Annotated in this window: 10 protein-coding genes and 1 tRNA gene; 8 read left to right on the plus strand and 3 right to left on the minus strand. The window is 65.2% G+C overall.

Annotated elements, in window-relative coordinates; translation table 11 throughout:
- Nucleotides 1–63: 63 nt before the first annotated feature.
- A complete protein-coding gene (locus VL973_RS02595; RefSeq protein ID WP_325282474.1) occupies nucleotides 64–297 on the minus strand; it encodes a hypothetical protein in 234 nt (77 codons plus the stop codon).
- A gap of 123 nt (nucleotides 298–420) precedes the next feature.
- Here VL973_RS02595 and VL973_RS02600 point away from each other — a divergent pair.
- The 6 genes from VL973_RS02600 (at nucleotide 421) to VL973_RS02625 (ending at nucleotide 6570) form a co-directional block, all read left to right on the plus strand.
- Nucleotides 421–505, plus strand: a tRNA-Leu gene (locus tag VL973_RS02600).
- Nucleotides 506–578: 73 nt separating this feature from the next.
- The gene (tig, locus tag VL973_RS02605; RefSeq protein ID WP_325282475.1) at nucleotides 579–2264 is read left to right on the plus strand and encodes a trigger factor; all 1686 of its coding nucleotides are present in this window, start codon (nucleotides 579–581) and stop codon (nucleotides 2262–2264) included.
- A 95-nt stretch (nucleotides 2265–2359) separates the two neighbouring features.
- On the plus strand, nucleotides 2360–3316 hold the full coding sequence (locus VL973_RS02610; RefSeq protein WP_325282476.1) for a glycosyltransferase family 2 protein: 957 nt from the start codon (nucleotides 2360–2362) through the stop codon (nucleotides 3314–3316).
- Between the two features lie 73 nt (nucleotides 3317–3389).
- Entirely contained in the window at nucleotides 3390–4028 is a 639-nt protein-coding gene (locus tag VL973_RS02615) for an ATP-dependent Clp protease proteolytic subunit (protein ID WP_414712183.1), read from the plus strand.
- A gap of 177 nt (nucleotides 4029–4205) precedes the next feature.
- On the plus strand, nucleotides 4206–5471 hold the full coding sequence (gene clpX, locus VL973_RS02620) for an ATP-dependent Clp protease ATP-binding subunit ClpX (RefSeq protein ID WP_325282478.1): 1266 nt from the start codon (nucleotides 4206–4208) through the stop codon (nucleotides 5469–5471).
- A gap of 226 nt (nucleotides 5472–5697) precedes the next feature.
- The gene (locus tag VL973_RS02625; protein ID WP_325282479.1) at nucleotides 5698–6570 is read left to right on the plus strand and encodes a GGDEF domain-containing protein; all 873 of its coding nucleotides are present in this window, start codon (nucleotides 5698–5700) and stop codon (nucleotides 6568–6570) included.
- On the opposite strand, the gene VL973_RS02630 is transcribed toward VL973_RS02625, so the two are convergent.
- A complete protein-coding gene (locus VL973_RS02630) occupies nucleotides 6522–6794 on the minus strand; it encodes a hypothetical protein (RefSeq protein WP_325282480.1) in 273 nt (90 codons plus the stop codon). The two genes, VL973_RS02625 and VL973_RS02630, sit on opposite strands and share 49 nt — an antisense overlap.
- Before the next feature lie 80 nt (nucleotides 6795–6874).
- On the opposite strand from VL973_RS02630, the gene VL973_RS02635 reads away from it, so the two are divergent.
- Nucleotides 6875–8017 carry a calcium:cation antiporter gene (locus VL973_RS02635; RefSeq protein WP_325282481.1) on the plus strand — a complete coding sequence of 381 codons (1143 nt, stop codon included), beginning with the start codon at nucleotides 6875–6877 and terminating at the stop codon, nucleotides 8015–8017.
- On the opposite strand, the gene VL973_RS02640 is transcribed toward VL973_RS02635, so the two are convergent.
- A complete protein-coding gene (locus VL973_RS02640; protein WP_325282483.1) occupies nucleotides 7990–9552 on the minus strand; it encodes a M1 family metallopeptidase in 1563 nt (520 codons plus the stop codon). The genes VL973_RS02635 and VL973_RS02640 overlap by 28 nt on opposite strands.
- Before the next feature lie 190 nt (nucleotides 9553–9742).
- Between VL973_RS02640 and VL973_RS02645 the strand changes: the two genes are divergently transcribed.
- Nucleotides 9743–11149 (plus strand): LON peptidase substrate-binding domain-containing protein (locus VL973_RS02645; RefSeq protein ID WP_325282482.1); only part of this gene is annotated, 1407 nt, incomplete at its 3' end.

The following is an 11149-nucleotide window of genomic DNA, read 5'->3' on the forward strand; positions in this document are numbered from 1 at the left end:
CGTCATAGCGGTGCGGCGGCCCGGCGTCACCCCGGCGCTTTGGGCCGGGGTGAACGCCAGCGGTCACGCGACCGGCTGGCCCGGTGCGATGTCCGGCCCGCCCGGCTGGGGGGAGGGCACGTCGATGTCGGGCGCGATCGGCGGGGTTTCCGATGGCGGCGTGTCGGGAATGCCCGGCGTTGTCGGTTCCGCCGGGGTGCCGGGGTGCGGCGGCGCTTCGGGCGGGGGCGCGGTGGGCTGGCCGGGTGTCGAGGGTTCGGCCGGGGTTTCCGGTGGGATCGGGGGTTCGACGGGCATGGTTGTTTTCTCCTGGTTCGGATGCCTCAACGAACGTCGCGCGACAGTGTTGCCGCACGCGCCCTTGTTTGCGCGTGCCTTGCTGCTATAGACGCCCGCTGACCGGCGGTGTCCTCTTCTGATGCGGGCGTGGCGGAACTGGTAGACGCGCTGGATTTAGGTTCCAGTATCGCAAGATGTGGGGGTTCGAGTCCCTTCGCCCGCACCAGGCTCCGCTCCGAGGCTTCGGATGCGTGACGCCGCTATGCCGATTCAACCAGACGAAAGCGCGAACCCGAAGAATGCAGACTGTCGAGACGTTGAACGAGGGCCTCAAGCGCGCCTACACGCTCACCATCACCGCCGGCGAGATCGACGGCAAGGTGGAGGCAGAGGTCAAGCGCGTGGCGCCGACGATCCGTATGCCCGGCTTCCGCCCCGGCAAGGTGCCCGCCAACCTGATCCGCAAGATGCACGGCCCCGCGCTGGCGCAGGACGCGCTGAACAGCTCGATCCAGGACGGCATCCAGCAGTTGATCGCCGACAACAAGCTGCGCCCCGCGATGCAGCCCTCGGTCGAGCTGGCCGATGGTTACGAGCCGGGCCAGGACGCCGAGATCAAGGTCGAGCTGGAAGTGCTGCCGCAGGTGCCGACGCCCGCGATCGACGGCCTGAAGCTCGAGCGGCTGATCGTCCCCGTTCCGGAGGAACGCGTCGACGAACAGCTCCAGCAGCTCGCCAGCGGCCAGAAGAAGTGGGAAGATGCCGAGGGCCGCGTCGCCGAAACCGGTGATCTGGTGGTCATGGATTTCGTCGGCAAGGTCGACGGCGTCGCGTTTGACGGCGGCACGGGCGAGGACATGTCGGTCGAAATCGGCACGGGCCGCCTGATCCCCGGTTTCGAGGATCAGCTGGTCGGCGTGAAGGCCGGCGACGAAAAGCAGATCGAAGTCACGTTTCCCGAGGATTACGGCGTCGACACGCTGGCGGGCAAGCCCGCGACGTTCGACCTGACGATCAAGGCGGTGCAGACCGCGGGCGAGACTGTGATCGACGACGAATTCGCCAAGACGCTGGGCCTGTCCGATCTCGACCAGCTCAAGGGGCTGCTGCGCGGCCAGCTCGAGAACGAGACGGGCCAGCTGACCCGCACCCACATGAAGCGCAAGCTGCTCGACCAGCTGGCCGAAGGGCACGACTTCGAAGTGCCGCCGTCCATGGTCGAGGCCGAATTCGCCCAGATCTGGCAGCAGCTGGAGCACGAAGCCGGCCATGAGGCCGATCCCGAAGCGGCGATGAAGGAGCTGGAGAGCGAGCGCGACGATTATCACAAGATCGCCGTCCGCCGCGTGCGCCTGGGCCTGCTGCTGTCCGAAATCGGGCAGGCCAACGGTGTCGAGGTCACGCAGGCCGAGATGCAGCGCCTGGTGATGCAGGCCGCTCAGCAATATCGCCCCGAAGACCGCGACCGGTTCATGCAATATATCCAGCAGGAGCCGATGGCCGCCGCCCAGCTTCGCGCGCCGCTTTATGAGGACAAGGTCGTCGATTTCCTGTTCGACAAGGCCGAAGTGACCGAGCGCGAAGTCACGCGGGAGGAACTGGAAGCCGCGATCGAGGCCGAGGATGGCAATGTCCCGCACGTCCATGGTCCTGACTGCGACCACGACCACGACCACGACCACGACCACGACCACGCGCCCGCCAAGAAGAAACCGGCGGCGAAGAAGGCCAAGGCGACCGAAGTGACCGACGCCGATGTCGAGCCGGCTGCTGCGGACGCACCGGCCGAGGCAGAGGCGCCCAAGAAGAAGGCCGCGACCAAGAAGGCCGCGACCAAGAAGGCCGCCGACGCGCCTGCCGAGGAAGCGGACGCGCCCAAAAAGGCTCCGGCCAGGAAAAAGGCGGATGGCGACGCTGCCGAGGCGACCGACGCCGCGCCGAAGAAGAAGGCTCCGGCGAAGAAGAAGGCCGCCGACGCCGAGTGACGTTGCCTCCCCGTTCGCCCTGAGCTTGTCGAGGGGCGGTCCGTCTGGAACGAGAAGGGCGGGGCTTGGACAGGTTCAGCCCGAACGGGGACAGCGTGACCGAACAGCATGACCAGTCGGCAGGATCGCCCCGCATCGCGGTGATCCTGCCCTGTTATAACGAGGAAGCTGCGATCGGCCAGACGGTTGCCGGCTTCCGCGCCGCGCTGCCGGGTGCGCGCATTTACGTCTATGACAATAATAGCCGCGACCGCACGGTCGACGTCGCCCGCGCCGCCGGTGCGATCGTCCGCACCGAACGCGTGCAGGGCAAGGGCGCGGTGGTGCGGCGCATGTTTGCCGATGTCGATGCCGACATTTATGTGATCGCCGACGGCGACGCTACCTATGACGCCGCGTCGGCGCCTGCGCTGGTCCGACGGCTGATAGACGAACAGCTCGACATGGTGGTCGGCAGCCGCGTGCACGAAGCCGCCGCGGCCTATCGCCGCGGGCATCAGTTCGGCAACAAGGCGCTGACAGGGATGCTGGCGCGGCTGTTCGGGCGCAGCTTTACCGATATCCTGTCGGGCTACCGCGTTTTTTCGCGTCGCTTCGTCAAGAGTTTCCCGGCGCTGTCGGCGGGGTTCGAGATCGAGACCGAGATCAGCGTCCATGCGCTGGAACTCAAGATGCCGGTTGCGGAAATCACGACGCCCTATTTCGAGCGCCCGGAAGGTTCGGCGTCGAAGCTGTCGACCTATTCGGACGGCTGGCGCATCGCCCGCACGATCGCGACGCTGTATCGGATCGAGCGGCCATTGCTGTTTTTCGGCGCGATCGGCGGCATGCTGGCATTGCTGGCGGTCATCCTCGCGATACCGCTCGCGCTCACCTATCTTCGGACCGGTCTCGTGCCGCGCTTTCCGACCGCTATATTGGCGACCGGCCTGATGATCCTGGCCTCGCAGTGCCTGTTCGCCGGATTGACGCTGGATACGGTCGTGCGCGGCCGGCGCGAGGTGCGGCGGCTGGCCTATCTGGCCTATCCGGCGCCGGGCGATGCGGGCTGACGCGCGGCGGGGCTTGCGCGGTCGGATGCGAGCGCCGATGTAGGCGTTTCGCAATCAACCGAGCGGGATTTCCATGCACGACCCTATGAGCGTCCTTCAGAACGCCCTCGTCCCCATCGTCATCGAACAATCGAGCCGTGGCGAGCGCAGCTTCGACATCTATTCGCGGCTGCTGCGCGAACGCATCATCTTTGTCGTGGGTCCGGTCGAGGATCACATGGCCTCGCTCATCACCGCACAGCTGCTGTTCCTGGAATCGGAAAATCCGAAGAAGGACATCTGGATGTATATCAATTCGCCGGGCGGCGTCGTCACGGCGGGCATGGCGATCCATGACACCATGCAATATATCCGGCCGCGCGTCGGCACCGTCTGCATCGGCCAGGCGGCATCGATGGGCAGCTTCCTGCTGGCCGCGGGCGAACCGGGGCTGCGCGTGGCGCTGACCAATGCGCGGATCATGATCCATCAGCCGTCGGGCGGCGCGCAGGGCATGGCCAGCGACATTCAGATCCAGGCGAAGGAAATCCAGCGCATCAAGGATCGGATGAACGCGCTCTACGTCAAATATACCGGCAAGTCGCTGGAAGAGATCGAACGGGCGATGGACCGCGACACCTTCCTCGAAGCCGAAGAAGCCAAGGCGTTCGGCCTGGTCGATGAAGTCTATGAGAAGCGGCCCTCCCCGACCGAGGATGCGTCGGCCGCCTGACCGGCGCTTGACGTTGCCGGGGGACGAACACATTTTGTCGATTGTCCCCCGGCATCCGACGTGTAGAGTTGCGCGCTGAAAGCGGATTCCCCGAACATCGGGTATCGGGACATACGGGCGCCTCGCCGGATCAGGGGCTGAAAGGTTGCCCCGCCATCCGGGGCAGATGGTGAGTGAATGACGAAACTGAGCGGTGGCGACTCCAAGAGCACCCTCTATTGCTCGTTCTGCGGCAAGTCGCAGCACGAGGTCCGCAAGCTGATTGCCGGTCCGACCGTCTTCATTTGCGACGAGTGCGTGGAGCTTTGCAACGACATCATCCGTGAGGAAACGAAGTCGGCGCTGGTCAGCAAGAAGGACGGTGGCGTGCCGACGCCGCAGGAAATCTGCGACGTGCTGGATGATTATGTCATCGGCCAGAGCCGTGCCAAGCGCGTGCTGTCGGTGGCGGTGCACAATCACTACAAGCGGCTGAACCACGGCGCCAAGGGTGCTGACGTTGAGCTGTCCAAGTCGAACATCCTGCTGGTCGGGCCGACCGGTTGCGGCAAGACGCTGCTGGCGCAGACGCTGGCGCGCATCCTCGATGTGCCGTTCACCATGGCGGATGCCACGACGCTGACCGAGGCGGGTTATGTCGGCGAGGATGTCGAGAACATCATCCTGAAGCTGCTTCAGGCATCGGATTACAATGTCGAGCGTGCCCAGCGCGGCATCGTCTATATCGACGAGATCGACAAGATCAGCCGCAAGGCCGAGAACCCGTCGATCACGCGCGACGTGTCGGGCGAAGGCGTGCAGCAGGCACTGCTCAAGCTGATGGAGGGCACCACCGCATCGGTCCCGCCACAGGGTGGGCGCAAGCATCCGCAGCAGGAGTTCCTGCAGGTTGACACGACCAACATCCTGTTCATCTGCGGCGGCGCGTTCAGCGGTCTTGAGAAGATCATTGGCGACCGTTTGCAGGGCAAGTCGATCGGTTTCGGCGCTTATGTCGCCGCACCCGAGGAACGCCGCACCGGCGAGACATTGCGTCAGGTGGAGCCGGAGGATCTCCTCAAGTTCGGGCTGATCCCCGAATTTGTCGGCCGTTTGCCGGTGATCGCGACGCTGGAGGATCTGGATACGGCCGCGCTGGTCAAGATCCTGACCGAGCCGAAGAACGCGTTGGTCAAACAATATCAGAAGCTGTTCGACATGGAGGGCGTGAAGCTGGGCTTCAACGACGACGCGCTCGCCGCCGTGTCCAAGCGCGCGATCGAGCGCAAGACCGGCGCACGCGGGCTTCGCTCGATCCTGGAAGGCATATTGCTCGACACGATGTTCGACCTGCCCGGCATGGACGGCGTGGACGAAGTGATGGTCGACAAGGACGTGGTGGAAGGGCGCAAGGAACCGGTCCGCGTTTACACGAAGAAGGAAAAGGCGGGCGGCGCCGCCTGATCGACCACCGGTCGGGTCAAGAGAAGCGCGGGTTCCGCCCGCGCTTTTTTTGTGCACCGCAGCGTTTATCGTTAAAATCGCTCGCTTCGCCGCGATGCGTCGTTGAAGAGGGCGGATTTGGTTACGGATATTAACCCTTAAACGTCATCCTCGATTCACGTTCAAAAATCGAAAGAGTGATCGCCGCCTGTGCCGGTCGCCGCGATGCCAGATGGGGAGCCGATCAATGCGTTTCGCCGCAACGCGCGGTATCTTGATGCCGCAAAGCCTGAAGATGCGGATCTTCGCGATCTGCTTCATCGGCACGCATGTTCCGTTGCTCAGCTTTGTCGCGCGTCAGGTGTCGAACGGACAGGTGAATGGCGCCGATCTGGCGGTCCTGCTGGTCGCCACATTGGTCGGCACCGCGGGTGCGCTTTACGGCATCAACGCCCTGCTCTCGCCGCTTCGCCTGTCGATCGAGGGAATCGATTCGATCGGACGCGGCGAGCCGGTCTCGATCCCGCCGATCGAAGGCGTGGATGAGATCAGCGTGTTGCTGCGCCGCGTTAACGAGGCTGCGGCATCGGTTCAGTCGCGGCTGAACACGCTGGACCATGCAGCGCACCGCGATCCGTTGACGGCGCTGCTCAACCGGCGCGGATTCTTCGCCGAGGTCGATCCGCTGTTCGCCGCACGTGTGGGCGGGGCCTTTGCAATCATCGATCTCGACCGGTTCAAGGCAGTCAACGACCAGTTCGGACACGCCGCCGGCGACCGGGTGCTGCGCGATTTCGCCAATCGCCTTGCCGCGACATGCGGGCGCGACGCGGTGATCGCGCGATGGGGCGGGGAGGAGTTCGTCGCCTTTTTCCCCCGCGCCACTGAGGCGGATACGCAAGTGCGGCTGGCCGAATTGCTGCGATCGATCGAAACGATGGCGATCGGCCCGGCCGGCTTTCCGCCGCTGACCTTTTCGGCCGGCCTGGTCGAAGCGGGCAGCGAATCGGTCGAGCGCACCGCCGAACGCGCCGACGCCGCGCTTTATGCCGCCAAGCGCGCGGGCCGTGCTCAGGTGCTGGTCGAACGCGATCTGGTGGCGCGCGCGGTCGCCACCTGATCGCGTTGTCGGGTCGCCAGAACCAGTCCCGCCGCGATCTGAACGAGTGCGTAAACGCGCCGCCGCCCCGGTCGGTCGCGAAACGGCGCGACCAGTTGCTCGGCGCCCATCGCGTCATCCTGCCACAAGGCGACATGACGACGCGGCTGAACCAGGCCCAGCAATCCGTCTCCGATCATGAAGGTCGCGGCCATTTCGGCGGCCCTTCCTTGCCAGTTCGGCATCCTTCTTCCTTTCACGCTGCCTTACGCAACCAACGCGCGAACGGCGCATTCGTTGGGTATCAGCCATGCAGGGAGATGAAATGAGCGGCATCAGCGCCGAAGGACAGCAGACCGCCACGCCGGCCGTCGCGCGAAAGTTGCTTGACAAGCACATGCTGCCGATCTGGTCGCTGGCGATGCCGGCGCTCGGCCTGATCGCGATCGCGCTGTCGCTTGGCAAGATGGGCGGTTGGGGCGTGATCGTCGCTTCGGTCATTCTGATCGGCGCGGTGCTCGCCGCCGTGCATCATGCCGAAGTCGTCGCGCACCGGGTCGGCGAGCCGTTCGGCACGCTGGTGCTGGCGGTCGCGGTGACGGTGATCGAGGTGTCGCTGATCGTGTCGCTGATGACATCGGGGGGCGGCGATGCCGCGACGCTGGCGCGCGACACGGTGTTCGCCGCGATCATGATTATCCTGAATGGCATCGTCGGCATCTGCCTGCTGGTGGGCGGCGTGCGGCACCATGAACAGACCTTTGCCCTGAAGGGGGTCAGCGCCGCGCTGTGCGTGCTGGCGGCAATGGCGGTGCTGAGCCTGATCCTGCCGAACTACACGCTGTCGGCGCCGGGGCCGTTCTTCACGCCGTCACAGCTGATCTTTACCGCCGTCGTGTCGTTGACACTGTATGCGACGTTCGTGCTAATCCAGACTGTCCGGCACCGCGACTATTTCCTGCCCGGCGACATTCACGACATTGACGAGGATACGCACGCCGATCCGCCGACCAACGGACAGGCGTGGCTGGCGTTCGCAGTCCTGATCGCGGCGCTGGTGTCGGTGGTGCTGCTGGCCAAGGATCTGGCGCCGACGCTGGAGCGCGCCGTGTTGTCGGCGGGCCTGCCGCTGGCGCTGGTCGGTGTTGCGATCGCGGGGCTGGTGCTGGCGCCCGAAAGCCTCGCCGCCGTTCGCGCCGCCCGGCGCAACCGGTTGCAGACCAGCCTGAACCTGGCGCTGGGATCGGCGCTGGCAACGATCGGCCTGACGATTCCGGCTGTGGCCATCGCCTCATTGATGCTGGGCCTGCCGATCGCGCTGGGGATCGATGCAAAGTCGATGACGCTGCTGGGCCTGTCGCTGATCGTTGCGGTGCTGTCGCTGGGCACGGGGCGGACGACGGTGTTGCAGGGCATGGTCCATCTGCTGATCTTCGCCAGCTATCTGTTCGTGACCGTCATTCCCTGATCGCCGGGTAGCCGCCGCAGCACGCGCATCATCGGGTCCACCAGGACGCTTGTGCCAGCGGGCACGTTCAGCGTCGCGCGGCCGTCGACCATCGGCAGGCGCGTTATCGCGTCCCCGACCTGAACCTCGACCGGCAGCGGGAAGGGGCGACCATGCGCCGCGCGCCACTCAAGGGTCAGGGTGTCGCCTTCGCGCCGCTCGACCAGTTCGGGCAAAGCGGCATGGCGCAGATAGGCGTCGAGGAACCAGCCCATCTCGCGGCCGGTCACGTCGTTCAGGATGGCGCGATATTCGGCGGTCGAGGTGAATCGCGGGCGGAAATTGCCCGGCTTCGGGTCGCTGCGACCATAGACGACGCGGCGGGTAACTTCGCCGAATGCGGCGTCGCCGAGCAGGCCGCGCAGCGTGTGCAGCATCCACGCGCCCTTGAAATAGATGTCGCCGCCGGGTCCGTTCACATCGTCATAGACCGCGCTTTCGTCGCGCGGGCCGCCCGACACCATGGCATGGCGGTTGGCGATGCGCTTGCGGTCGCCCACCAGCATCGCGATGTAACGGGCATAGCCTTCGCGGTGCAGGCCATAGAGCGGCTGCATATATTGCGCGTAGCTCTCGTGCAGCCAGAAATCGTCCCAGTCGGCGACGGTCATCTGATTCGCGAACCATTCATGCGCCAGTTCGTGGTGCAGCAGCCAGTCGAACCCCTCCGGCGCCCTTTTATAGGCGTTGCCATAGGCGTTGATCGTCTGGTGCTCCATGCCCAGATGCGGCGTTTCGACCACCCCCAGCTTCTCATCGGCAAAGGGGTAGGGGCCGACGACCGTTTCAAAGAAATCGACCATCGGCCCGAACTCGGCGAACAGCCCGCGCGCCTGTTCGGCATTGCCGCGCAGATGCCAGAAATGCAGCGGGATCGTATTGCCGAACCGGCTGCGATGCATTGCCGTCAACTCGGCATAGGGACCGATGTTTAGCGCGACGGCATAGGTATTGGGCTGGCGCGCGCGCCAGTGCCAGCGGGTGCGGCCATCGGTCAGCGTGTCGACCCCGATCAGCCGTCCGTTCGACGGCGCCTGCAATCCGGCGGGCACGGTGATGTGCAGGTCGGCCTGCGCCGGCTCGAAGCTCGGCGCGTCGATGCACGGCCAGAACAGGTCGCATCCCTCGCCCTGAACGGCGGTTGCGATCCATGGTTCGCCGCCGGGTGCGGTCGACCAGACAAAGCCGCCATCCCATGGCGCACGCACCGCGACATGCGGCACGCCGGCATAGGTGATGCGCGCGACGATCCGTCCCCCCGCCGCGACCGGCGCGGGCAGGTCGATCGTCATGCGGCCTTCGGGATTGCGCCACGCGCCCTTCGCCAGCGCCCGGCCATCGATCGCGATGCCGCTGACCGGCAGGTTGCGGTCGAGGTCGAGCAACAGTTTTCGCAACGGTGCGCGTGTAGTGAAGGTCAGCGTGGCGACGCCGCCGATCGCCTGTCGGTCGGGGAATATCTCCCATGACAAATCGGCATGGTCGAAACGCAGCATCCCCTGTTCCGGCGCGACCGGCCCGCCCGACCGCGCGGTTTGCGGTGTCAGCGGCGGCTTGCCCGGATCGGGCGCGGCGGCAGTCAGGGCCAGTGCGGCGAACAGAGCGGTCACCCCCCGATTGATGGCTTGCGCCCGCACCCCATATAGAGTGCAAAGGGTGCCCCCATCGGGCGCCGTCGGAGAGTCCATGAAGTCCGTTTATCCCGTTCTGCCGCTTCGCGACATTGTCGTTTTCCCGCACATGATCGTGCCGCTGTTCGTCGGCCGCGACAAGTCGGTGGCCGCGCTCGAAGCCGCGATGGCCGAAGACAAGATGATTTTTCTGGTCGCACAGCTCGATCCGTCGAACGACGATCCCGCGCGCGACGACCTGTATGACACCGGCGTCACGGCGGAAGTGCTGCAACTGCTCAAGCTGCCCGACGGCACCGTGCGCGTGCTGGTCGGCGGGCGCGATCGTGCCCGGCTCGACACGCTGGAGACCCGCGACGGCTATATCGCCGCCACGATCGAACCGGTCGAGGAAGCCGAGGCCGAGGGCACCGAAGTGCAGGCGCTGATGCGCTCGGTGCTCGACCAGTTCGAGAATTACGCCAAGCTCAATCGCAAGCTGCCCGCCGAAACCGCGGTGCAACTGGGCGAGCTTGAGGATGCCGGGCGGCTGGCCGATGCGGTCGCGGGCAACATTGCGGTCAAGGTGTCGGACAAGCAGTCGCTGCTGGTCGAAAACGACCCGCGCAAGCGGCTGGAGATGGTGTTCGCCTTCATGGAGGGCGAGTTGGGTGTGTTGCAGGTCGAGAAGAAGATTCGCAGCCGCGTCAAGCGCCAGATGGAGAAGACGCAGCGCGAATATTATCTCAACGAACAGCTGAAAGCGATCCAGCGCGAGCTGGGCAATGAGGGCGAGGAAGGCGAAGGCGACGAGATCGCCGAGCTGACTCAGAAGATCGCCACACTCAAGCTGTCGAAGGAAGCGCGCACCAAGGCGACCGGCGAGCTGAAAAAGCTCAAGACGATGGCGCCCATGTCCGCCGAGGCGACGGTTGTCCGCAACTACCTCGACGTGCTGCTGGGCCTGCCGTGGGGCAAGAAGTCCAAGCTGAAAAAGGATCTGGTCGAGGCTGAGAATATCCTCGACGCAGACCATTATGCGCTGGAAAAGGTCAAGGACCGGATCGTCGAATATCTGGCGGTGCAGGCGCGCACCAACAAGCTGAAGGGGCCGATCCTGTGCCTCGTCGGCCCGCCGGGCGTGGGCAAGACCAGCCTGGGCAAGTCGATCGCGCGGGCGACCGGGCGCGAGTTCATTCGCCAGTCGCTGGGCGGCGTGCGTGACGAGGCCGAGATCAGGGGCCATCGCCGCACCTATATCGGCTCGCTGCCGGGCAAGATCGTGTCGAACCTCAAGAAGGCCGGCACGTCGAACCCGCTGTTCCTGCTCGACGAGATCGACAAGCTGGGTCAGGACTTCCGCGGCGATCCTGCCTCGGCGCTGCTCGAAGTGCTCGACCCCGAGCAGAACAACAAGTTCAACGACCATTATCTCGAGATCGACATCGATTTGTCCGACGTGATGTTCGTGACCACCGCGAAC

Origin of the sequence: Sphingomonas sp., from assembly GCF_035490575.1 — a bacterium.
Lineage (GTDB): Bacteria > Pseudomonadota > Alphaproteobacteria > Sphingomonadales > Sphingomonadaceae > Sphingomonas.